Raw genomic sequence first — 22708 nt, forward strand, 5'->3', positions numbered from 1 at the left:
CAATTGGACGCCGCAAATGGGCACGTGCGTCGTGATCAATGCAGGTTGGTATAAGATCTACAGCTGCAATCACCATCTGAGCAATGTCCTGTCCGAAATCGACGGCAATTTAGCAAAGCGCGAGAGCATGTTCATCTGCGTCGTCCAGTTCAAGGAGCCGCAAGTGACGATGTTTCAGGCTGGCCGTTATCGCGATCTGTGCGAAAAACGCGATGGTGAATGGAAGATCTTGCGACGTACCTGCATTTGGGACTGGTGCGATGTCCGAACGATCGCACCCGATTGGGATATCGTTAATGTTCCTGCTCTTTCAAACTGGGGCGCTTTCCATCCGCATGATCCGATCTATCAGGATTGGTCTGCCGATGCCCCTACACAACGCAGCCGATGAAGCTGGTGAGCGCCGCTTGAATGCGCCAGTAAATATGATTTACGCGTCCAGGTCATTGACGAAGTTTCTTATATAGGGTGCCAGGTCATTACCGGCGAACGTGCAGTAATAACTGCCATAACCCTCTCGTTCAACAACCTTGGCGTGGGGAAGGGCCTGTTTCGCCCGCTCATGCCAAAAGAAGACGATGTCACGCTTGCCGCACACCAAGAGGATCGGGCAAGAGACTTTTTCGAGCAATTTTGGCATGTCATGCTTGAATACCGCCCGATATCCCCAATGCCATTCTGTGCCTGCGGTCAGCGTATCGATCAACTCGCTGTGATAGATTTCAGGTGGCACGGGAAAAAAGGGGGCATCTGGCTCTACCGGGGCAGAACTGTCGCAATCCTTTACCACGCGGGTCCATGCAGTGATTGCCTGCGATCCCCTTATGTCTGGTGGATTGTCGTAGATGTAGGCGCTGTTGCGGGCACTTCCTCCATGGTCGGATAGGTCACGCCAGCCAGTATGATGGAAGCTACTCTGTCGGGATGGTTCGCGGCCAGCTGTGCCGACACATTCGTGCCGCCATGATGCCCGAAGCAATGGAATTTTTTAATACCCAAAGCGTTGATGGCCTCTATCAGCACGTCGGCGATGTAGGGATAGGAAGGCTCCGCCGTTGGCATGAAGCTTTGCCCTTAATGGGGCAGGTCAAAAGCATATAACGGGCAGAAGCCGTCCAGTGCAGCCATCAGATTTTCAAACGAGGATGATGAACTGGCGGTCATGTGAAAAAACAGGATCGGCAGTCCTGATCCACCTTCGCAGAATCGATAGTGAATTTGCCCGTCGGTTGTGTCGACATAGGCTTTCCTGATCGGCATGGCGCTTCCTCTGGAAAATGTGCGAAGGGGAAAGGCTTACCTTTCCCCATTCTTCCCCCATTAAGTCACTTTACCCAGCAGGCTGTCTACCGCGACCTTGGCGTCTCCATAGAACATCCGCGTATTATCCTTGTAGAAAAGCGGATTTTCTATGCCGGAATAGCCGGTCCCCTGGCCACGTTTCGACACGAAGACCTGCTTGGCCTTCCAGACCTCCAGCACAGGCATGCCAGCGATTGGCGAGTTCGGGTCGTCCTGCGCCGCCGGGTTGACGATATCGTTCGACCCGATGACGATCACGACGTCCGTCGACGGGAAGTCGTCGTTGATCTCGTCCATTTCCAGCACGATGTCATAGGGCACTTTGGCTTCGGCCAGCAGGACGTTCATGTGGCCGGGCAGGCGCCCCGCAACGGGATGGATGGCGAAACGCACCATCTTGCCCGCCGCCCGCAGCTTGCGCGTGAGTTCGCTCACGCTCTGCTGCGCCTGCGCCACAGCCATGCCATATCCCGGCACGATGACGACGCTGTCCGCTTCGTTGAGGGCCGACGCAACGCCATCGGCATCGATCGCGATCTGTTCTCCCTCGATTTCGGCCGCTGGTCCCGTCGTGTTGCCGAAGCCGCCGAGGATCACCGACACGAACGAGCGGTTCATCGCCTTGCACATGATGTAGCTCAGGATCGCACCGGAAGAACCGACCAGCGCGCCGGTCACGATGAGCAGGTCGTTGCCAAGGGTGAAGCCGATCGCGGCTGCCGCCCAGCCCGAATAGCTGTTCAGCATCGAAACGACCACGGGCATGTCGGCACCGCCGATGCCCATGACCAGATGGAAGCCGATGAACAGCGCGAACGCCGCCATGGCACCCAGTAGGATGAGTTCGCGGCCTTCCGCACCGATGTTGCCTACATACATCACCAGCAGGACCAGCGATGCCAGCAGGGCAGTGGCATTGAGGACATGGCCGCCCGGCAGCTTCTTCGCCTTGCCGTCCAGCTTGCCCGCGAGCTTGCCGAACGCGACGATCGATCCGGTGAAAGTCACCGCACCGATGAAGATGCCCAGAAACGCCTCGACTTTCAGGATATTGATTTCGACCGGGCTTTTGTGCGCCAGAACGGCGGCAAAGCCGGTCAGTGCTTCCCGCGCCAGGGGGGCGAGCGCGCTGACCGTTTCCAGTTCAAAATGCGCGTTGAAACCGATGAACACGGCCGCTAGCCCGACGAAGGAATGGAGCGCGGCGACAAGCTGCGGCATTTCCGTCATCTGGACCCGGACGGCCACGATCCAGCCGATGACGGCGGCAACCGCGAAGGTGCCGATCACGATCGGCAGATTGGCTGCGCCCGGACCAAAGAGCGTCGCCACCACAGCCAGCGCCATGCCGGCAATGCCGTACCACACGGCGCGCTTGGCGCTTTCCTGATTGGACAGGCCGCCAAGCGACAGAATGAAAAGGACCGCAGCGGCAATATAGGCTGCGGACACCACACCGGTATCAAACATGGAAAAGGCCCCCTTACGACCGCTGGAACATGGCCAGCATCCGGCGCGTGACCAGGAAGCCGCCAACGATGTTGATCGAAGCGATCAGTATGGAAACGGACGCCAGCGCAAGCACCAGAGTGTTGGATGATCCGACCTGGAGCATCGCCCCCACCACGATAATGCCCGAAATGGCGTTCGTTACCGCCATCAACGGGGTGTGCAGTGCGTGGCTGACATTCCAGATCACTTGGAAGCCGATGAAGCAGGCCAACACGAACACGATGAAATGGGCCATGAAGCTGGCAGGGGCAACCGCGCCGACCGCCATGAGCAATAGTGCGGCCACGACCAGCAGCGTGACCTGCGAACGGGTCTGGGCCTTGAATGCCGCAACTTCTTTCGTACGCTTCTGTTCGGGAGTCAGCTCTTCTGCTTTGGGCTTGGGCTTCTGCGCCGCGATCGCCTTGATCTTGGGCGGCGGTGGCGGGAAGCTGACCTCTCCCTGGTGGGCGATGGTCGCGCCCCGGATCACGTCGTCGTCCATATTGTGGACGATCACGCCATCCTTGGCCGGGGTCAGATCGAAGATCATGTGGCGGATATTGCTGGCATAGAGCGAGCTGGACTGCGCGGCCATGCGGCTGGGGAAATCGGTATAACCGATGATGGTGACGCCGTTGGGCGACACGATCTTCTGATCGGGAACCGTCAATTCGCAATTGCCGCCGCGTTCCGCCGCCAGATCGACGATGACCGAGCCGGGGCGCATCGTCTCGACCATGTCCTTCGTCCAGAGGACCGGGGCATCGCGGCCCGGAATGAGCGCGGTGGAAATGACGATGTCGACGTTCGGCGCCAGTTCGCGGAACTTCTTGAGCTGCGCGTCGCGAAATTCAGGGCTGGACGGGGCGGCATAGCCGCCGGTCGCCGCGCCATCCTGCTGCTCCTCCGAAAAGTCCAGATAGACGAATTGCGCGCCCATCGATTCGATCTGTTCGGCGACTTCGGGCCGAACGTCGAAGGCCAGCGTGATCGCGCCAAGCGATGTAGCCGCGCCAATCGCAGCCAGGCCGGCGACGCCAGCCCCGATCACCAGCACCCTGGCCGGCGGCACCTTGCCCGCCGCGGTCACCTGTCCGGTGAAGAAGCGCCCGAAATTCGCCCCCGCCTCGATCACCGCGCGATAGCCCGCGATGTTCGCCATCGAGGACAGCGCGTCCATCTTTTGCGCACGCGAGATACGGGGCACCATGTCCATGGCCAGGACATTGGCGCCAGTCGCGCTGATCGCCGCCAACTCTTCGCTGCGCTGACCGGGATAGAAGAAGGAAATCAAGGTTTTGCCGGGTTGGAGGCGGGCTGCCTCCTCCGCTTCGGGCGGGCGCACCTTTACGATCACGTCGGATGCCGCCCATAATTGGTCGGCGGTTGCAACGACCTCTACGCCAGCGGCGCGATAGGCATCATCGTCGAACCCGGCCGCTTTGCCCGCGCCGCTCTCGATAAGGCATTCATGGCCGAGCTTCTGCAATTGCAGGGCGCTGTCGGGTGTCAGCGCAACCCGCGCCTCGCCCTGTGCCACTTCTCCTGGAGCACCGATTTTCAAACCGTCTTCCTCCCCTTTTCACACGCAACCGTTATGGCGTACCCATTATATTGGTCGGCCTGGTGCGGTTGATCCATTATGAAATTTTTCCGCCTTCAGGCTGAAACGTTTTTTCCGCCGGGATCAATATTTGATCGTTTGGCATGCCGTTCGTTCAATCGACGTCCATATGCATGGCCGCGCGTTATCCTTGTGCGCGTTCAATGCCGTTATTGCGGTGCCATTGCCTTCGCATTGGCAAAATGCTTATGAATGCTGTTAACGATAGCGATGTAAACGGTGTGCAGCATTTCCGCATTCTGTTCGCCGGTCTCTGCCGGGACGCAATCGAAATTCGACGAAATCGTCATCATGCAGCCGCCATCGTCCAGTGCGTCGAAACTCCAGCTGGCGATATAGTTACGAATGCCCGGCACAAAACCGTCCGACGCGTCATAATAGAGGCGGTGCGCGACCTTATCTTCGACCAGCAGCACTTCGCGATTTTGTTCCGGCGCGCCGCTCTGAACGGCACCTTCGCCCCGCGCCATCACGCGCGTACGAGGGACAACGCCCGGCTCGCCTTCGAGCCAGCTGTCCACCAGCTTCAGTCCGTCCGAATTGCTGCCATCATCGAACCAGGCAAGGCTGCCCCAGTCGGTCACTAGCGCCCAGATATCCTCGATATCCGCGTCAATCCTTCCCTGGTGAAACCCGGTAACTCTATGCACCTTTGTCACAAGCATCTCTCCAATTTGCGGGCTGACGATCATGGCCTGTTTGCCATTGCGTCTGGAGCCATAACATCTGTGTTACAATCAGGGGCCGTGCGTTAGCGTGCAGCCACGAGGCCATTTTGTGCGCTACCGGCGAGTTGTGCGGCGCACGCTCTGGTCGGCGTGGCGCACTCTCAGACTGAGCCAAAAACAGGCTCTCCGCGCCGCGAAAATGCCGTCATGACCTAGTTCCCAACACACCTCCCTATTAAACCAAGGCAATAGTATAAATATCCTATTTGAGTCAACAGGCCGTGGCAGCGTGGATGAATATATCCGCGGTGCCATTCACGGCATCGCGCTTGACACCATGACCGGTGCCGATAGTATATGCACCCTAATCGGAAACGAGAAAGATGCAGCGCCGTCAGTCAACCGTCCTGCTGCTATTGCCCCAAGGTTGTTCGCCATTGCGTCCGGCACGAGGCTGCGGCGCGGTAGCAGTCGCCAAAATGGTTGCCGGGCGGTGAGGATCGGCCTGTCCCTTCCCAATAACTGGGGCATCGCCGATGTGAGCGAACTGGTCAGCGTCGGCATCCTTGCCGACCAGTGCGGATTCCACTCGGTCTGGACGTCCGAACATCTCGTCAATGTCAGCTATGTGCGGGATCGTATCGGCGACGCGCCCTATTATAGTCCCTTGTCCATCCTGTCGGCCCTAGCCGTTATGACGAAGCGGGTCCAGCTTGGCACATCGGTGCTGGTCCTGCCGTTTCACAGCCCCTTCTTCATCGCCAAATATTTCGCCACCCTGGATCATCTATCGAAGGGCCGCGCCATTTTGGGCGCGGGCATCGGCAATGTGCCCGAAGAATTCGAGGCGGTGGGTATTCCATGGAAAGAGCGTGGCGCGCGGACCGACGAGGCTATCGACATCATCCAGGCGCTTTGGTCCGAAGGACCAACCGATCACCAAGGAACGGCGTGGTCATTTTCCGACATTCATAGCTCGCCCAAGCCCTACGGGGCTACGATTCCCATCTGGGTAGGCGGGATCAGTCCCGCCGCCTTGCGACGGACAGCTCGTATCGGACGAGGGTGGCAGGCGGTCGCGGTAGCGCCCGACGAATTCCAGTCGATGTATCAGCAAATCGCCGCTTACGCGATTGCGATAGGGCGCGATCCGAGCGAGATAGCGGCGAGCATGCGCCTCAACGTCGCATTCGACGGAGAAGGCGGCACCGAAGGCGAACGCAAGGCGGCGATCGAGGTGGATCGCGCCGACGACGTGCGGACCGCTGTTGACGCGTACCGATCCGCAGGCGCGACTGACATGATCTTTGCGCTCAATTGTCGGCGCCCGGAGGCCGTAAAGGCCGCAATCGGGAAAATTGCCCACGCGATCGGGCCTTGGCTTTATGATGGAGCAACCCCATGACGATTTCGATAGATGCAGTGATCGATGCGCCTCTGCCTGACACATGGGCCATGATCTCGGACTTTGCCAATCTCAAACGCTGGCATCCGCTGGTTCAGCGCTGTGAGACGCAAGGCGAAGGAGAGGGCGCAATTCGCACCGTGTACTTCGCCGATTCCTGGGCCGCAGAACGGCTCGACCGGTTGGATCACGACCGGCATGTCCTGCATTACGCGATCATCGACAGTGACAAGCCGTCCTCCATCGGCCTGAAGGGCGCGATTGCCCTTTTAGCGGATGGCGAAGGCCGGACGGCGTTGAACTGGACATCCGGCGTCGATCCGGCACGAGAAGATGCGGCGGCGCTCGATGCCTATCTGGAACAATATTATCCCTCTCGGATCGACCATCTTCGCGACGCCTTGACGTCGTCGCAAATCTGAAAATCGCCCACCTAGCGCTATCTGCGCTAACCCAATCTGCATCGAGGACATGATGATGAGTATAGAGGATCGCCTCAATCTACAGGAACTAAACTATAAATATGCCTATTATGTCGACAATTTCGAGCCGGATAATTGGGCGGCGATCTTTGCCCCGGACGGGATACTGGACGAAAGCGCATTTTTCGACGATGCGATTTTCACCGGGCGCGAAGCGATACGCGCCTATGGTGCCAAGATCTGCGACACGGTCGACCATATTGTTCATCTGATAAACAATCAAATTATCTCGGACCTGACAGCGACGACCGCGCGCGGCACATCCGTCAGTCTGGTCGAAACGATGCGCAAGAACGGCGAGCGTATCCGATTTCATGTCAGATATGACGATGACTATGTCAAAATCGGCGACGATTGGCTGATCAAGCGCAAAATCCTCGGCAAGTCATTCCCATTCGAGAATGTTGTCGCCGGATAGTCCGCCGGGCATCCGATACCAAGTTGTAATGATCGTGATCCATAAGACTCCTCCCACTTGAGGGGGAAGTTGGGTGGGGGTGTGTTACCGCCGGCGTGGACGCTCGCCTTCACCTCGCTCCCCTCCCCCGACCCCTCCCCGCTGGGGAGGCGAGATGAGTCACAATCATCGCACGTTGGTATGTACCCAAATTGCCTGGATCGAAGCGAATATCGCTGTTGCCCGGCCTGCGCCGGGGAACAGCGACAAAGGGTCCGCCTGGTATCAGTCGAACTTATAGGAGAAGCTTACGCCGTAGGTTGCGGGCATGCCGGTAAAGCGCGTGACCGTGTCGGCGAATTTCACGACGTTGGTCCAGTAATATTTATCGGTGATATTGTTGCCAAAGGCCCACAGCCGCCACCGGCCTTCGCTATCTTCAACGCCCAATTGCGCATTGACCAGCGTGTAAGCGTCGATATCGTAGAGTGACGATGCGGCGAGTTGCGCGGACGCTTTGCTGCGATAGGCGAGGCCCGCACCCCCGAAGAGGGTCAAGCTGGGCGTGATCGGTGTGGAATAGCTGGCATCGACGTTTACGCTCCATTTTGGCGAGAAATTGAGCGGCAACCCTTGCATGTTTACCAGCGGCCCTTCGATGCTGTAGCCGATGTAATCCTTGATCTTCGTGTCGATATAAACCGCTGAACCGGACAGGGTCAGCCCTTTGACCGGACGCAGGGCAGCCGACAATTCCGCTCCGTCGATCCTTGATTTGGGGATATTGACCTGCGTTGCCACCAGCCCGAACGGAAAGCCGGTGTTACTGCGTCCACGCTGCTGCTTGTCCGCATAGTCGTAACGGAAAATTGCGCCCTCTAAGGACAGTCCGTCGATCGCGTTGGATTTGAACCCCAGTTCATAGGCCAGCAAGTCTTCCTGCACGACCGGGGTGAACGAAGCATTGTTGCCGGCGCTCAGGGACGGGTAATTGCCCGCCTTGAACCCGCGGCTGACGCGCGCGTAGATCAGCGAGCGGTCGAACGGCTTGAGGTTTACGTTGATGTTCCAGGGGGTGTTCGATTGTTCAAGACGATCGAGCTTGAACCCCGGGATGAAATCGGCATTGGACGTTATACATCCACTCGGCATGATGCGCTGAGAGGCCGACAGGGGCGGCAGCCCGTTACTGGAGCGCAGAAAGTTGGTAAAACCGTTATAGGCGGCTGCTGCGTTGCCATTGCCGCTGTCAGCACTGCATCCCTTGAACTTCCGTTCTTCGTTGTTGATGCGCAATCCGCCGGAAATCGTGAGAAAGTCGGTCAGTTCAGCTTCGATATTGGCGAACACACCATAGCCGCGAATGCGCTGATTATTGAGATTTCGCGTTGAATTCAAATCGACGCCAAAGAAATTCGACACGACAGAGAAGTCGTCGAAATAGCCGAGCTGGATATCGTTGACATTGTCGCGCTGGTAATTCGCGCCTATGACGAAGTTGATGATCGAGAAACTGGCTGAAAGGCGCAGTTCTTGGGTGAAGCTGGTTGCATCGGACGCGAGATCGTAGCGCCCGTTGATGATATCCCTGCCCAGCGCGGGCGAATATCCGATGCCGTCGGCTTCATGCACGGATCGATTGCGGAACTTGGAATAGGCCGTCAGCGATGTCAGCGTCACATCATCCGAGACATCATATTCCAGGCGGAGGGAGCCTTGATAGAACCAGGCATTCTGGTCGAAATCGGTGTCCCTGTCCCAATCCGCCGACCGGGCGTTGCCGGTTGCGGCCGGCGCGGACTGAACGAAGGAAAAGGGCGGCACTGCGGGGTTGGTGGGAACGATCTTGACGAGTTGCGGCGCCTGCGTGTCGGACTTGTCCTGCCAGCCGTTTACATTGAGCAGCGCGCGAAAATCACTGCCCGGTTTCCATTCGAGCATGGCGCGCCCTGCGAACTTGCGCACTTTGCCCAAGCTATCGTCTCTCGTAATGCTCTTTTGCCATCCATCGCCGCGCTCGCCGCGCGCTGCGATCCGTCCCCTGAGCGTATCGGACAAGGGGCCGCTGACGAAGCCTTCCAGCGACGCGGCATTGAACCGGCCATAGCTGCCCCTGATCCCGGCCTGGAAATTATCGGTCGGCTTGGCCGCAATATAGTTGATGGCACCGCCGGTGGCATTCTGGCCATAGAGCGTGCCTTGCGGTCCTTTTACGACTTCGACTCGTTCCAGATCGAACGTCGCCCCGCGCGTGAATATGGGCAGGGTGAGGGGCACTTCATCAACATAGACGGTGACGCTGGAACCGGCGCCGACGGTGGGCTCGTTGACGCCCACGCCCCGCAGGCTGTAGATCGGCGTTGCATAGCCGCTATTGCCGATGGACAGGCCAGGGACCAGAGCAGCAAGATCGCCGACGCTCGAGATCTGCCGGGTTTCAAGCTGGGAACTGTCGAGCACGCTGATGGCGATGCCGACATCCGTCAATGTCTGCGATCTGCGGTTGGCGGTAACGACGATATCGGCGCTCTCACCAGTCGAGGCCTGTTGTGTGTTCCCGTCTGCCGGAGCGGTTGGGCCAACAACGGTGGGCTGGGCCGCGGCGCCGCAGGCCAAGAGTGCGCTACCGCAGGCTGAAACGAGCCACATGCCCCGAAGAATCTTTGACATTTATCCTATCCTCCTCCCAGATGATGCTGTTTGCATTCTTTATCATTTTTTCCTTCTAGACTTTAGGATCGAAAGACTAGAGATTGTTTGTGGGATAGCTTTGTTGCCGGGGGCGGTCAACAGCTCTTGACGTGGCTTTCCACGCAAAATTCCGTTTACATTACGCTACGGCACAGCCTTGTCGACGATTGCCAAGACCGATCTCGAACGTTGTAAAGAGGATGAAAGATGAACGATTTCGCTGGCCCCCCTGCACAGCCAAGTCGCTCGCTTGGGCTTGCGTACCAGATGCTGGGCGTACTCGTCATCGCTTACATCGTCGCCTTTCTCGATCGTCAGATCATCGCGCTGCTTGTCGCGCCCATCAAGGCATCGCTTCAGATCGATGATTTCCGCATCGGGCTGCTACAGGGGCCTGCCTTTTCGCTCGCATTTTGCGCAGCCACGCTGCCGGCCGGGATCATCGTCAGTCGCTACAATCGCCGCAACGTGCTGATTGGCGGCATATTGTTCTGGAGTTTCGGCACCATATTATGCGGCTTGGCGCAGAGTTTTCCGATGCTGTTTTCCGCCCGGATAGTGGTTGGACTGGGAGAGGCAATCCTGTCGCCGGCGGCTTATCTGATGATTACCGACGCTTTCCCGAAAGAAAGGGTCGTGCGCGCTCTTTCCATCTTCACGATGGCGGCAACGCTGGGGGTGGGGGCCGCCTTCGTTGCTGGCGGCGCGGTCATCAATCTCGTCAACAGCCTGCCGCTCATTCCGGGATATGAACGATGGCAGGTGGCATTCTGGATCATCAGCGTTCCCGGCTTCCTGGTGGCCCTGCTGTTGCTGGGGATAAAGGAGCCGCAGCGCACTGCGGCGATCGCCGACACCCCGGCTCGTCTGTCGGATGGCTTCAAGCTTCTGCGCGCGCGAGCGGGGGGCTTTGCTCCTGTGTTTCTATGTTCGGGCCTGTTGGGCATCGTCTATTATGCAGGGTTCGTCTGGTACGCGACCCATCTTATCCGTGTGTTCGGTTTTTCACCCAGCAAGGCGGGGTTTGTTCTTGGCGTCCTGTATCTATGTTGCAGCAGCCTGGGCACCTTGTTCGGGGTGGCGCTGGCCGAAAGGCTGCAACGTCGCGGAATGGCCGATGCCCCGCTCGTCGCCGTGGCCTTTTTCTCCTTCGTCGCGTTTGCCACCAGCGGCTATAGCGCGGTTGACAGCCTCCCCCTTTCCCTGGCCATGCTCGTGCTCCAGTCGCTCGCCCTCGGCTCTTTTTTCGGCAATCTCGTGGCGGCGTTGCAACTGATCACCCCGCCATTGCTGCGCGGCATCAATTCTGCGATCTTCATACTCTGGAACAATATCGTCTCTCTGTCCGCAGGCACGTCGATCATCGGTGCCTTGTCGGCCACTGTCTTTGCCGACAGCATCATGGGGCTGGGCTACAGCATTTCCCTGACATGCCTGATCTGTTCGGCCGCATCCATTGCGGCAGCTCTTATGGGGCGGCGCAGATATCGAGATGCGGTGTCCCAGACCGCCTGAAACGGTCAGCCGGACACGCGTGGATCAAGACCGTATTGGCTCGGCGCGCCAAGATGATCCCGCAAGGTCCTTCCCTGATAGTCCAGGTGGAACAGTCCGCGTTCCTGCAGGATCGGGACCACGCCATCCACGAACGCATCGATGCCATCCTCGTAGACGTCCGGGGATAGCCAGAAGCCATCGGCCGCCTCTGCTTCGAACCAGGCCTGCATATGGTCGGCGGCGTCCTCAGGCGGACCAGCGATCACCGGATGATAGTCGATCACGCCATGCGCCAATATGTCGCGCAGGCTCCAGCCCTCACGCGCGATGCCAAGCGCATGACTAGAGCGAGGATCATAGGGTGATGGGCGGGCCGCGGCGAGTTGGGCCTTCGAAAGCGGTTCGTCGAGATTATGCGCATCGAGCCGCAACGAGAGCATCTGTCCGAGGTATCCGGCCCGATCGGAGAATGTATGGCCGCTCACCGCGATCCGCCGATCCAGCCCCGCCCGCCTGTCGGGCGCGATCGTAGTCATCAGGCCGGGAAAGAATTTGATCTCGTCCGGGTCACGACCTGCGCGTTCGGCGGCGTTGCGGAGTGCAGTGCGTTGGGCGCGCGCATCCTCGATCGTGTAGGTGGCGCCGATGACGCCACTGGCATAACGTCCAGCAACTTCCAGCCCCTGATCTCCGCCCCCTGCCTGGAAAATCACCGGCTGCCCCTGTTCGGACGGCGGGAGCGGAAGCGGTCCACTGGCACCGACGTGCCGCCCTCGCAAATTGATCGGCCTTATCTTTGCTGGGTCAGCGAACCGTCCGGAGGCTGTATCATGGATCCAGGCATCCTGTTCCCAACTGCCCCACAGCGCCTGGACGATCTGGATGGATTCATGGAGCCGCTGATATTTCTCGCCCCGCGGCGGCAGTTGCCGTCCATAATTTGCCGCGATCTGGGGATCGCTTGTCGGCACGGCATTCCATCCCGCCCGGCCATGGCTCATCAGGTCCAGGGCTTTGAACTGGCGGGCGAGATTATAAGGTTCGTTGAAGGTGGTAGACCCTGTTGCGACCATCCCGATCCGCTGGGTTCCGCGCGCCACCGCGGCGAGCGTCATCATCGGATCGATGGTGATCTGCGGCGCTTCGGTCGCTATGTCGCCCTTGAGCGCCGGAAAATCAGGCACGAACAGGAATTGAAACTTGCCGCGCTCTGCGGTCTGCGCAAAGCGGACCTGATTATCGAAACTGGTGTAGCTGGTCGGATCGACCCCAGGCATGCGCCACGCACCGGGCTGCGACCCATAGCCATTCCCGAAATGCATGCCGATTATCATCTGTCTAGTCATCATGGCCCTTCCGCTGCCGTGAGCGCCCATCCTTTTCACAAGAGCCCGTCATTGCTAAAGGGAGACAATCTCCGTTAAACATGAGATACGGAGACAATCTCCGTTATACAAGGGCGCATTGTCATGCCGCACGCTTCCGCTGCTCGTCGAACCCGCAAGGATGCCCGGGAAAACAGGACGCACATTCTGGAAGTCGCACGGGAGGCTTTCAGGAAGGAGGGTGTGGATGTTTCGATGGACGCCATTGCCACCCAGTCGCAGGTCGGTCCAGGAACGCTTTACCGGCATTTTGCGAACAAGAATGCGTTGCTAGCCGCTTTGCTGGACGCGCACCATGAAGACCTGGAGCGCGAGCGCGGCTTGATAGAGGCGGAAGAAATGCGCCCGGATCGGATATTGGAGCGGTGGATCGACGCGCTTGGCGACTGGATGCTGGTCTATGATGGCCTGTCGGAACCGCTGCGCGCGGCCTGGTCGAGCGCCAATTCACCGCTGACCCTCACCTGCCAGAACGTCATCGATACGACCGACAGGATATTGCGTGCCGCGCAAGAGGATGGCGCTGCACGCCACGACTTGACAGGACGGGATATTTTCCTGGGCAGTCTGGCTGTGGCCTGGGCAGGTGGAGCCAGTGCTTCTGATGCGAACACGCGGGATGTCCTTCGCGTCATGCTGAAAAAGGGATGGGCCACCGGCGACGGCCACACAGGCAGGGCCGGTCGGTAGAGCGGCGCAGGGGTTTGGCGTCGGTCAGCGTGATGGAGCGGGCTGACTGCAGCGATGGCACGGATGAAAGAAGCACGATCAACAATGACACAAAAGAAAACCAAGCGAATGATCACGGGACATGCCCAGGCCCCGTCCACGCCAGCAAGGGGAACCGGAACTGCCGAAGCTATCATCGATGCAGCCATCCAGTTATGGGGCGCGCGCGGCGTAGACGGTGCTTCATTGCGGGAAATCAGCATCGCTGCCGGTTCCGCCAACAACTCCTCTATCGGCTATCATTTTGGCGACAGGCGCGGCCTCATCGAGGCTATCTTTCGAGCGCGCATGCCGGGGCTGGAGGAACGGCGCAAACTTTTGCTGGAGGACGCCAGGGTGCGCGGATTGCTGGATGATCCGCTGACGTTGATAGAAATTACATATCAGCCGGTGTTTGACGAGATCGACGCGCAGGGCTGCCACAGCTTTGCGGCCTTCCTGCGTGCCGTGAACCGCTTCTCGGAATGGGACGGCAAGGCATGGACCCAGGAACTTGCCCCCAGCGCCTTTCTTGTCATGCAAATATTGATGCGCAAGGCGAACCATGTACCGCAGCCGCTGTTTGACGCCCGTGTACGACTGATCAACGAAATATGTTACGGGGCCATCACGGACCAGGATAAAAATCAAAGCCGCGCTCCCGATGCCACGCTGGCCAAAAAGATATTCCAGGATGGGCTGAAAGCGTCCGCCCATCTGCTATTTCTGGACGTATGAGCAAACAGGCCGTCTCCGATTTCGTCCCGGCCCTTGCAATCCTCCTATCCCCCAACCGATGCTCGATTAGGAATCAAATCCTAAATCCTGGATTTCGTATTGACTCGATCATGGTCTCATGCAAATCAGTCATTGGGATATATGTCTTAAAAACCTCATGAGGGTTGGGACACTGAGGAGGATGCAGGGCTGGTAACCCAAATTCCGGATCAGATAGGTCTGCGCCTTGATTGCAAGGACGACCTTGAAAATTCCAATGCTGTCTTGCCTGGGCGACCATATCGGGGACCCAACCGCAAGTCCGGCTATTGGTCACTGTTGGAATTATAGCCGGTCGGATGGATGGGATGGCTTAGATGAGCAAGCGAGAACTGTCGGGCAAGTGTGCGTTGATAACAGGCGGGACGCGCGGCATCGGCCGTGCGGTTGTGGCAGCTTTGGCTGAGGCGGGCGCTGATGTCGCTTTCAGTTACAGATCTTCGCAAGCCGAAGCGGATAGCATCATTGGCGAACTGGAACGGCAGGGCGTGCGGGCCAGGGCATTCCGGTCGGACCAGTCCGACCCGGCGGCCGCCCGGCAGCTTGTCGATTCCGTCATGGAGGCATTCGGCCGGGTCGATATCCTGGTCAACAATGCCGGCCTGGCGAGCCTGCAACGCCTGGGGGAAAGCCGCGATTATCAGGAAGTTGATCAATTGTGGGCCGTCAACACGTTCGGCGTCATCGCGACCATCCGGGCCGTGGCCCATGTCATGGCCGATGATGGCCGGATCATCACCATTGGTTCTGTCAGCGGAAGCAAGGCAGGCATGGCCACCGCGGCTGATTATTGCGGCTCGAAGGCGGCGGTCGCGGGCTATACGCGTGGCGCGGCCCATGACCTCGCACCGCGCCGGATTACGGTCAACATCATCGAATCCGGCATGATGAATACGGAAATGGCGCACAATATGCCGGAAGCGGATCAGCTACGTATCCGCGCCGGCATACCATTGAAGCGTTTTGGCGATCTCACGGAAATAGGCGGATTGGTCACTTTTCTCGCCAGCCCCGCTGCCGCCTACATCACTGGCGCGACATTGACGATCGACGGTGGCTTTTCCGCATAGGATCGCTGCGCATTTTTCCAACGCCTATAAGGAGCGGCCCGGCATGACAGGGTCGTCCAGATGAACGGAGACGAGAGGATGGCTTACACCCATGTCGACAAGCCGATCCGGCTTGGCAATGTCGAGGTTAAAAACCGGACGTTTCGGCCCGCGCATGGCACCGGGATCGGCTGGGGCGAGATGAACGATGCGCTGGTCGCCTATCATGCAGAGCGGGCGCGCGGCGGTGTTGGCCTTATCATCAGCGAAGTCGGTTCGGTCCATCCCTCCACGCCGTTGAACCTCAACATTTATAATCACGACATCGAAGGCGGGATGCGCAATCTCGTCGATCATGTCAAGCCGCATGGGACAAAGCTTTTCCAACAGCTTTGGCATGCCGGCCATTATCTTGGGGCTCTCGACGGCTCGCCACCCTGGAGCGCATCCGATATCCCCAATGTGGAGGTAGGCACTGTGCCGGTCCCAATGACCAAAGGCATGATCGACGAGATCGTCGGCGCCTATGCAGAATGCGCGCACCGCATGGAGCAATATGGTCTGGACGGGGTCGATGTCCACTGCGCCCATGGCTATCTGCCTGCCCAATTTTTCTCGCCCAACACCAACAAGCGTGAAGACGAATATGGCGGCAGTTTTGAAAACCGGACCCGCTTCATCATGGAGATGATGACGGCCATCCGAAATGCTGTTTCCAGGGATTTCGTGGTCGGCGTCAGGGTCGGCACGGATCTGGCCGTCGGCGGCGTCGGTATCGAGGATAATTTGCGCCTGGCCCAGATGCTCCAGGACCAGGGTCTGATCGACTATGTCAACGTGTCGATGGGCAACTATTGCCGCAACGACAAAATGATCGGCGGGATGAACGAGCCTACCGGCTATGAGATGCCAACGAGCGTTCCCATCACCCATAATGTGACATTGCCGACGCTGGTGACGGGGCGGTTTCGGACGCTGGAGGAAATCGATCAGGTCATTCGCGATGGCGATGCCGACATGGTCGGTCTGGTGCGTGCGACCATCGCCGATCCTGAACTGGTGTCCAAGAGCTTTGCTGGGCAGGGGGATCGCGTACGGCCTTGCATCGGCTGCAACCAGGCGTGCGTGACCAATCAGGTTTTCGGCCTGCCGATCGAATGTGCGGTCAATCCTGGTGCCGGACATGAACTGGAGCGTGGCGACCATCTGCTCAAGGTCGTGGCCGAACCGCGCACTATCGTGGTGATCGGCGGCGGACCTGCGGGGCTGGAGGCGGCGCGTGTCGCAGCCGTTCGTGGCCATAAAGTCATATTGATGGAGGCCAGCCCACAGCTTGGCGGATCGCTGCGCGCCGCCGCCAAAGCGCCGACGCGCCATAACATGGTCGATATTGTGACCTGGCTGGAAGAGGAAGTATATCGGCTGGGCGTCGAGGTGCGATTGAGCAATTACGCCGATGCCGACGATGTCCTGGGCGTGGGCGCAGATGCGGTGATCGTCGCGACCGGTGCGATGCAGCGAATGGATGGAATCCAATCCTCTCATCTGGGCGAACCGATCAGTGGCGTCGGTCGCAGGGGAGTCATCTCCTCGACGGAACTCTTCATGATGACACCTTCAAATCTGGGTCGAAGCGCCGTTGTGATCGATGATGTCGGCCATTATGAGGGGCTTGGATCGGCGGAGTTTCTGATCAACCAGGGGCTGTCGGTCACCTACGTCACGCCGAAGCGTGAAATCGCGCCGCTCGCCCGCCCCACATTGATGGTCGAGCCATATCTGCAACGGATGCAGGGCAAGCCGTTCCGTCACATGATCCGCACGCGCGGCATAGCGATCGAGGACGGCCATGTGATCGTCGGGCCGGCCTATCTCGAAGATGGCAGCCAGGACAGGACGGTGCTGGATGCCGACACCGTCGTTCTCGTATCGAGCAACCGCCAGAACCGTGAAATTTACGATGATCTGAGGGGGCGTGTCGATCATCTGCATATCGTGGGGGATGCCAATTCACCGCGATATGTCCAGACGGCGATCCGCGAAGGTCATCTCGCGGGCGCGGCGGTCTGACGCCGATCTCGATGGACAGAAACGGTGGGGCGGGATCCCCGAAGGCTCTCCAATTGTGAGGAACATGGAATGACCGAGCAAAAGATAATCGCGGTGCTGTGCGCCAGTAGCAGGATGGGTCAGGCCCAGGTGCGAGAGCTTCTTGCAAAGGGCTACACGCCACGCGCAATTTCGCGGACGGCGGACATTTTTTTGCGCGATGAGTTTCAGGGCACGCAGGTGGTCAGCGCCGATTTTTCCGATGTCGATGCCCTGGCCGCAGCTTTTGCTGGGACGGATGCTGTCCTGAGCGCGATCCCTTCGCTGGCGGGTGACAAATCGGGCCAATATGCCCAGAACCTCGTCGAGGCGGCAGGTCGGGCGGGCGTTCGGCGGATTATTCACAATTCGATGATGTGGGCGCCTGACGCGCCCTGCGGCGAACCCTTCTATGACGGCGTTCTGTGGCTGGAGAACATCATCGCGGGCGCGGACCTTGATGTCACCATTTTCCGCCCGGTTCTTTTCATGGACAATTTGCTGACGCGTTTTGCCAAGCCCAATCTTGTCGATCACGGTCTTTATAAATATTGCCAGCGCCCAGGACTGCTCGCGAACTGGATCGCGATGGACGACGTCGCGCAGTTCTTGGTGGCGGCCATTATGAAAGGCGAACTCATCGGTCGGCGCATCGCCATCGGTGGACCCCAGCGCCTGGCGGTCGAGGAGGTTGTCGATATCCTTTCCGACGTTCTCGGCCGCCCGATCACCTACGAATATGAGGACCCCTACGATTGGGGCGAGCGTGTGCACGGCGAAGTCGGGCTATCGAATCTCATGCCGCGCGATGTCTACGCACAGGCGATGGGCAGTTTCTACACGTTCAACAATGAATCGCCGCATCGACCATTTGAGGTCGACATGCATCCGATCCTCAACGAACTGGCTGTCCCGATGGTCACGTTGCGCGAATGGGCAGAAAGCCAGGACTGGACGTCCGACACAGATAGCACAGCGTCGATCGGGTCCGTATCTGGATGAAATTCCACTACGCCGTTTTCAGAGTTGATAAGGATTGAACCAAAATGAAGAAGATGATTGTTTTTCTTAAGAAGAAAAAGGGCATGTCATTTGAAGATTTTCGTGATCATTACGAAAATGTTCATGTTCCATTATGTGGTGAGCGGATAGGCCATCTTATTCAAGATTTCCGGCGCTACTATCCCCAGAACCTTAACAATCTCTACCATGGCAGGCCCGATGCCGACGCGAGCTATGATGACGGCACCTCTTATGATGCCATCGCTGTTTATACGATAAAGAGCGAGGAGGCGCTCGCGGAACTCGTTCGGATTGGTCAGGACGTCGAGTTTCAGCGGCTCATCACCCAGGATGAGGAGCGGTTCTGCGACCGCGCAGCAACGCGCGAGGGCGTGGCTGACGAGTTTACCGGCTTGGGGATCAACGGGTAGCGAACAGATGCATGCGACAAAGTCGCTCTACCAATCGCGTCGTTTTATAGGATATAGGAACCATAATTCGCGGACGGTCGAACGTCTTAGCCCGTTATCCAGCGAATTATGATCGAGAAATTGCCGTAGATACGGCGACGATTGCAAAAGGGGATGTTATGAAGAAACTGTTTCAAATCTCGTTGCTGTGCGGAGTGTCCGGCTTGCTCGGCATTACCGCTGCACAGCCTGTATTCGCGCAAAGCCAGTCGTCTGTCGCGGTCGAAGAGCCTGCACCATCGTCCGGGGACATTGTCGTCACGGCGCAGCGACGCTCCGAACGTCTTCAGGACGTGCCGCTCGCTATAACGGCGGTCAACTTCGAGACCGCGACGCAGCTTGGGTTGCGTAACATGCGCGATATCCAGTTGGCGATGCCTGGGACCGATTTTGCGACAGCAAGCGGATTCCTGTCATTGTTCATTCGCGGCATCGGCATCCAATATTCGACACCAGGTCTCGAATCTCCGGTCGCGATCTATATGGATGGCGCATATATTCCCCGCGCAGGCGGCGTGAATTCATTGCTCGACCTGGTCGACGCCGGCACGATCGAGGTACTTCGTGGCCCGCAAGGCACATTGTACGGACGAAATGCGACCGGCGGCGTCGTGCGCATCAACAGCGCTGCGCCGACGGACAAGTTTGAAGGGCGAATCCTCGCGGAATATGGCCGTTTCGATCACAAGCAGGTCGATGGCATGTTGAACATACCGGTGACGGACACATTGAGTGTGCGCTTCGCAGGCCGTTACAAAAAAGAAGACGGATATATCACTAACGTCGATGGCACCAAGCTGGCGGCGCAAAATAATTACACATTGCGCGGTCGGTTCAAGTGGGATGCCAGTGATAATGTGACCGTCGCCGGTGGTGTCGAATGGCAGCGCAGCAAAGCGCGCAACTATAATGATGCGCTCGGTCTGGGTGCCCCGACCTGCTATGTGTGCCAGTCCAGTGGTGAAACGCCGCCCGGATTTTATCAGTCGATACAGACCGATACAGGGCCTTACTATAATCGGATGTTCCGCACCGATCTGCGTGTCGATCTGTCGGGTGATCAATTCGACCTGACCAGTACGACAACCTACTTCAACAACATAAGCAAGCAGTTTGCCGACAATGATTTCGTATCATCGGACACCTTTCTGTTCAATGTCCCGCGCAATGGCGGTAAGGCTTTTTCGCAAGAAATTCAGCTGGCATCGAACTTGGATGGACGATTTAATTACCTGTTCGGTGTCAACTATTTTCATGATAAAAGTTTCATCAACATCGAACTTGCCGGTGCTGCTTATGATTTTGCTGTGGCATTTGCTGGGTCCTATCCGCGCAACAACGCCGACGTAAGAACCGAATCCATCTCGGCCTTCGTCGAAGGCACCTACGAGATCACCGATCAGATCAAGTTGACCGCCGGAGGGCGCTATACCTACGACAAGCGCGATCTGTCCGTTAATAACAGCACCGGGTTCCAATTGTTCGGTGCCCCTGCCAATTTCACGGACGGAGCGTCGTTTCGTGCATTTACGCCGCGGTTCGTGCTGGCCTGGGATAACGGGCCGGTTAATCTCTATTATAGCTATACGCGCGGCTTCAAGGCTGGCGGATTTTCTACGCCTGCACCGTTCCCCGGCAATTCTATCAATCCGGAAAAGGTGTTCAATCACGAGGTCGGCATCAAGAATTCGGCCCTGGGCGGAAAGCTGCGTAGCAACCTTGCGGTCTTCTACTATAAGAATAAGGGGCTTCAGCAGCAGATCATCGACGCCACGGGTTCGGGCACCAAGACCGAGAATGTCGGCGCGGCCGAAGGCTATGGTGCCGAGTTGGAAGTCAATGGCGATCCATTGTCCGGCGTGGTTGTCGGCGCGTCGCTTGCCTATCTCCATGCCGAATATGCAAGCTATCCGAATGCCTCGCAAATCTGCTTTGACCCCACCGGTACGTCCAATCCGAATGCGCCGGGAGCGACGCTCTTTGCCTGTTCGGCGGACCTTTCGGGCACACGGGTTCCTCATGCGCCACGCTTTATGGCATCGCTGAACGCCAGCTATAGTTTTAGCCTGGGGAACTGGACCGGCAATCTGGCGGGCGTTGCCCAATATCGATCGAACTTTCTGTTCTGGCCAGGCGCCGGCGGACCGTTGGGATATGATCGGCAGAGCGGATATGTCCTTGCCAATTTTTCCGGCTATGTCAGCCCTCCAGGCGAGCAACTGCGTCTGGGCTTCTACCTCGACAATGCATTCGACAAGAAATACACCCAGAATCGTACTACGGGTGCACCCTATGGCGTGAACTTCAACGCGGCCAAACCCCGGTCTTACGGTGTTCGCGCAGAGTACCGCTTCTAGAGTGATTGGGCAGTCGTTCCCGCTTTGGCGGGTTCGTCTGCCCTGTTTCTCCTATCAATAACGTCTGCGAGACAGGGTTTAGCGGGCGCAACTATTGGATCGGTCAACACTGGCCATCTGATATCCCGCACGATCAAGGTGCTCATAAATCACGATAAGCTATTGGAGTGTATCATGGCTCGTATCGGTGTTCTTCTCAATCAGCATGCCTATGACTTGGACGCAGACGCTTTATCGCGCTTGGCCCTTTCCGTGGAAGCGCTGGGCTATGAAAGCGTATGGCTGCTCGATTCCTTCAGCCGAGACCCATTTCTAGCGGCATCCTTCATTCTTGGAATCACGACGACATTGAAGGTGGGGACCGGGATTGCAACCGTTTATAGCCGTGACGCCATGGCCGCGACACAGGCACGGGAGACATTGTCGGAATATTATCCTGGACGATTTATAATGGGCTTGGGCGCATCCAATGAATGGATAGTGGGCGTGCGCAAAGGGCAGTGGGCGCCCCCTGTACAGAAAATGACAGCATATCTGCAAGATATGGACGATGCGGAACTTGCTCACGCTAAACCCAAAGAGATGGCACCACTTCATATAGCAGCGCATGCGCCTGGGCTTCAGAAACTCGCTATGAAGCACGGCCAGGGAATTTTCACCTGGATCCTGCCAGTCGAGAATATACGGCAAGCGCGTGCTTTTGTTGGACCCGACCTTGAAGTCACTGCCAACTTCCCGGTGATCTTGACGGAGGATCCAGACGAAGCACATCGGGTCGGTCGTGCCTTCATGACGCATTACATCCCACTTGCTTATTATCAGGCAGCGTACACCAAAGTCGGCTTCGGACCGGAGGACTTCGAACAGGGTGGCAGCGACCGGCTGCTCGACGCCATTATTGCTTGGGGAACGCCTGAAATGATCAAGGCGCGGGCGGAAGAATATGCGGCTGCCGGCACTTCGCGCATCATCATCAATCCGATCCGGGCGGCGGATCATCCCCCGGTGGGCGGTGAGCGGGACGTGAATGCGGACTGGGACGCGCTGCGGCAAACGACTAATCTGCTATCATTAGCGTAAGACGGCGTCATCATGAAGACAGTCTTGGTCATCGGCGCGGCCGGGGGTAGCGGATCGGCAACAGTAGGTGCGCTTCTTCGACGTGGAGATAGGGTGCATGCAACGGTTCTGAACGATGCCGAACTTCGTTTGGCAGATGACCAGAATCCGGGGCTTGCTTCGATCAGCTTGCTCGACCTTATACCAACCTGCATTGATCACGACGCACGTGCCCATTTGCGGCGTCCAATTG

At 58.1% G+C, this 22708-nt stretch carries 21 protein-coding genes and 1 pseudogene; 14 read left to right on the forward strand and 8 right to left on the reverse strand.

Translation table 11 applies throughout. From position 1 onward, the window contains the following. On the forward strand, positions 1–391 hold a 391-nt coding region (locus ACODR8_RS18545; RefSeq protein ID WP_489008629.1), incomplete at its 5' end, for a nuclear transport factor 2 family protein. A 39-nt stretch (positions 392–430) separates the two neighbouring features. On the opposite strand, the gene ACODR8_RS18550 is transcribed toward ACODR8_RS18545, so the two are convergent. The 6 genes from ACODR8_RS18550 to ACODR8_RS18575 all read right to left on the reverse strand — a co-directional run bounded on the left by ACODR8_RS18550 (position 431) and on the right by ACODR8_RS18575 (position 5079). Next, a complete protein-coding gene (locus ACODR8_RS18550; protein ID WP_489008630.1) occupies positions 431–733 on the reverse strand; it encodes an alpha/beta fold hydrolase in 303 nt (100 codons plus the stop codon). 89 nt (positions 734–822) lie between these two features. Beyond that, positions 823–1062 (reverse strand): alpha/beta fold hydrolase, encoded by a 240-nt coding sequence (locus tag ACODR8_RS18555; RefSeq protein WP_489008631.1) that lies wholly within the window; start codon positions 1060–1062, stop codon positions 823–825. Positions 1063–1074: 12 nt separating this feature from the next. Then, entirely contained in the window at positions 1075–1260 is a 186-nt protein-coding gene (locus ACODR8_RS18560) for a hypothetical protein (RefSeq protein ID WP_489008632.1), read from the reverse strand. Between the two features lie 60 nt (positions 1261–1320). Continuing rightward, on the reverse strand, positions 1321–2772 hold the full coding sequence (locus ACODR8_RS18565) for an NAD(P)(+) transhydrogenase (Re/Si-specific) subunit beta (protein ID WP_224551160.1): 1452 nt from the start codon (positions 2770–2772) through the stop codon (positions 1321–1323). 13 nt (positions 2773–2785) lie between these two features. Then, positions 2786–4360, reverse strand: a complete 1575-nt coding sequence (locus ACODR8_RS18570; protein WP_224551161.1) for a Re/Si-specific NAD(P)(+) transhydrogenase subunit alpha — start codon at positions 4358–4360, stop codon at positions 2786–2788. 209 nt (positions 4361–4569) lie between these two features. Next, complete coding sequence (locus ACODR8_RS18575; RefSeq protein WP_489008633.1) at positions 4570–5079, reverse strand: SRPBCC family protein; 510 nt, start codon at positions 5077–5079, stop codon at positions 4570–4572. Between the two features lie 298 nt (positions 5080–5377). On the opposite strand from ACODR8_RS18575, the gene ACODR8_RS18580 reads away from it, so the two are divergent. Genes ACODR8_RS18580 through ACODR8_RS18590 form a run of 3 tightly spaced genes read left to right on the forward strand, consistent with a single transcriptional unit; the run spans position 5378 to position 7393 of the window. Beyond that, complete coding sequence (locus tag ACODR8_RS18580; RefSeq protein WP_489008634.1) at positions 5378–6493, forward strand: LLM class flavin-dependent oxidoreductase; 1116 nt, start codon at positions 5378–5380, stop codon at positions 6491–6493. Further along, positions 6490–6915 carry an SRPBCC family protein gene (locus ACODR8_RS18585; protein WP_489008635.1) on the forward strand — a complete coding sequence of 142 codons (426 nt, stop codon included), beginning with the start codon at positions 6490–6492 and terminating at the stop codon, positions 6913–6915. The genes ACODR8_RS18580 and ACODR8_RS18585 overlap by 4 nt, the downstream gene beginning before the upstream one ends. 49 nt (positions 6916–6964) lie before the next feature. Then, positions 6965–7393 carry a nuclear transport factor 2 family protein gene (locus ACODR8_RS18590; RefSeq protein ID WP_489008636.1) on the forward strand — a complete coding sequence of 143 codons (429 nt, stop codon included), beginning with the start codon at positions 6965–6967 and terminating at the stop codon, positions 7391–7393. 264 nt (positions 7394–7657) lie between these two features. Here the strand turns inward: ACODR8_RS18590 and ACODR8_RS18595 are convergent, their stop codons facing one another. After that, a complete protein-coding gene (locus ACODR8_RS18595; RefSeq protein WP_489008637.1) occupies positions 7658–10042 on the reverse strand; it encodes a TonB-dependent receptor in 2385 nt (794 codons plus the stop codon). Positions 10043–10330: 288 nt separating this feature from the next. Between ACODR8_RS18595 and ACODR8_RS18600 the strand changes: the two genes are divergently transcribed. Continuing rightward, positions 10331–11578 (forward strand): MFS transporter, encoded by a 1248-nt coding sequence (locus ACODR8_RS18600; RefSeq protein ID WP_489008638.1) that lies wholly within the window; start codon positions 10331–10333, stop codon positions 11576–11578. Between the two features lie 5 nt (positions 11579–11583). On the opposite strand, the gene ACODR8_RS18605 is transcribed toward ACODR8_RS18600, so the two are convergent. Then, complete coding sequence (locus ACODR8_RS18605) at positions 11584–12882, reverse strand: NtaA/DmoA family FMN-dependent monooxygenase (RefSeq protein WP_489008639.1); 1299 nt, start codon at positions 12880–12882, stop codon at positions 11584–11586. Between the two features lie 147 nt (positions 12883–13029). Here ACODR8_RS18605 and ACODR8_RS18610 point away from each other — a divergent pair, with 147 nt between their 5' ends. From ACODR8_RS18610 to ACODR8_RS18650, 9 genes and pseudogenes are all read left to right on the forward strand, one after another. Continuing rightward, a complete protein-coding gene (locus ACODR8_RS18610) occupies positions 13030–13635 on the forward strand; it encodes a TetR/AcrR family transcriptional regulator (RefSeq protein ID WP_224551170.1) in 606 nt (201 codons plus the stop codon). Positions 13636–13689: 54 nt separating this feature from the next. Further along, a complete protein-coding gene (locus ACODR8_RS18615) occupies positions 13690–14391 on the forward strand; it encodes a TetR/AcrR family transcriptional regulator (protein WP_489008640.1) in 702 nt (233 codons plus the stop codon). 356 nt (positions 14392–14747) lie between these two features. Further along, positions 14748–15500 (forward strand): SDR family NAD(P)-dependent oxidoreductase, encoded by a 753-nt coding sequence (locus ACODR8_RS18620; RefSeq protein WP_489008641.1) that lies wholly within the window; start codon positions 14748–14750, stop codon positions 15498–15500. Between the two features lie 78 nt (positions 15501–15578). Next, entirely contained in the window at positions 15579–17549 is a 1971-nt protein-coding gene (locus ACODR8_RS18625) for an oxidoreductase (protein ID WP_489008642.1), read from the forward strand. Positions 17550–17618: 69 nt separating this feature from the next. Next, positions 17619–18569, forward strand: a complete 951-nt coding sequence (locus ACODR8_RS18630) for an SDR family oxidoreductase (RefSeq protein WP_489008643.1) — start codon at positions 17619–17621, stop codon at positions 18567–18569. Between the two features lie 44 nt (positions 18570–18613). Next, positions 18614–19000 (forward strand): EthD domain-containing protein, encoded by a 387-nt coding sequence (locus ACODR8_RS18635; RefSeq protein ID WP_224551175.1) that lies wholly within the window; start codon positions 18614–18616, stop codon positions 18998–19000. 158 nt (positions 19001–19158) lie between these two features. Next, positions 19159–21396 (forward strand): TonB-dependent receptor, encoded by a 2238-nt coding sequence (locus ACODR8_RS18640; protein WP_489008644.1) that lies wholly within the window; start codon positions 19159–19161, stop codon positions 21394–21396. A 174-nt stretch (positions 21397–21570) separates the two neighbouring features. After that, the gene (locus tag ACODR8_RS18645) at positions 21571–22476 is read left to right on the forward strand and encodes an LLM class flavin-dependent oxidoreductase (RefSeq protein WP_489008645.1); all 906 of its coding nucleotides are present in this window, start codon (positions 21571–21573) and stop codon (positions 22474–22476) included. Positions 22477–22488: 12 nt separating this feature from the next. Further along, positions 22489–22708 (forward strand): annotated as a pseudogene (locus tag ACODR8_RS18650) (hypothetical protein); the annotation flags it as partial.

The organism is Sphingobium sp. FG58 (genome assembly GCF_057809055.1).

Excerpts from the sequence above, each read along its gene's own strand:
- ACODR8_RS18555 (WP_489008631.1), bottom strand. The coding sequence starts at position 1,062 with ATGCCAACGGCGGAGCCTTCCTATCCCTACATCGCCGACGTGCTGATA.
- ACODR8_RS18635 (WP_224551175.1), top strand. The coding sequence starts at position 18,614 with ATGAAGAAGATGATTGTTTTTCTTAAGAAGAAAAAGGGCATGTCATTT.
- ACODR8_RS18640 (WP_489008644.1), top strand. The coding sequence starts at position 19,159 with ATGAAGAAACTGTTTCAAATCTCGTTGCTGTGCGGAGTGTCCGGCTTG.
- ACODR8_RS18565 (WP_224551160.1), bottom strand. The coding sequence starts at position 2,772 with ATGTTTGATACCGGTGTGGTGTCCGCAGCCTATATTGCCGCTGCGGTC.
- ACODR8_RS18560 (WP_489008632.1), bottom strand. The coding sequence starts at position 1,260 with ATGCCGATCAGGAAAGCCTATGTCGACACAACCGACGGGCAAATTCAC.
- ACODR8_RS18615 (WP_489008640.1), top strand. The coding sequence starts at position 13,690 with ATGGCACGGATGAAAGAAGCACGATCAACAATGACACAAAAGAAAACC.
- ACODR8_RS18645 (WP_489008645.1), top strand. The coding sequence starts at position 21,571 with ATGGCTCGTATCGGTGTTCTTCTCAATCAGCATGCCTATGACTTGGAC.
- ACODR8_RS18595 (WP_489008637.1), bottom strand. The coding sequence starts at position 10,042 with ATGTCAAAGATTCTTCGGGGCATGTGGCTCGTTTCAGCCTGCGGTAGC.
- ACODR8_RS18625 (WP_489008642.1), top strand. The coding sequence starts at position 15,579 with ATGGCTTACACCCATGTCGACAAGCCGATCCGGCTTGGCAATGTCGAG.
- ACODR8_RS18585 (WP_489008635.1), top strand. The coding sequence starts at position 6,490 with ATGACGATTTCGATAGATGCAGTGATCGATGCGCCTCTGCCTGACACA.
- ACODR8_RS18630 (WP_489008643.1), top strand. The coding sequence starts at position 17,619 with ATGACCGAGCAAAAGATAATCGCGGTGCTGTGCGCCAGTAGCAGGATG.
- ACODR8_RS18600 (WP_489008638.1), top strand. The coding sequence starts at position 10,331 with ATGCTGGGCGTACTCGTCATCGCTTACATCGTCGCCTTTCTCGATCGT.
- ACODR8_RS18590 (WP_489008636.1), top strand. The coding sequence starts at position 6,965 with ATGATGATGAGTATAGAGGATCGCCTCAATCTACAGGAACTAAACTAT.
- ACODR8_RS18620 (WP_489008641.1), top strand. The coding sequence starts at position 14,748 with ATGAGCAAGCGAGAACTGTCGGGCAAGTGTGCGTTGATAACAGGCGGG.
- ACODR8_RS18605 (WP_489008639.1), bottom strand. The coding sequence starts at position 12,882 with ATGCATTTCGGGAATGGCTATGGGTCGCAGCCCGGTGCGTGGCGCATG.
- ACODR8_RS18610 (WP_224551170.1), top strand. The coding sequence starts at position 13,030 with ATGCCGCACGCTTCCGCTGCTCGTCGAACCCGCAAGGATGCCCGGGAA.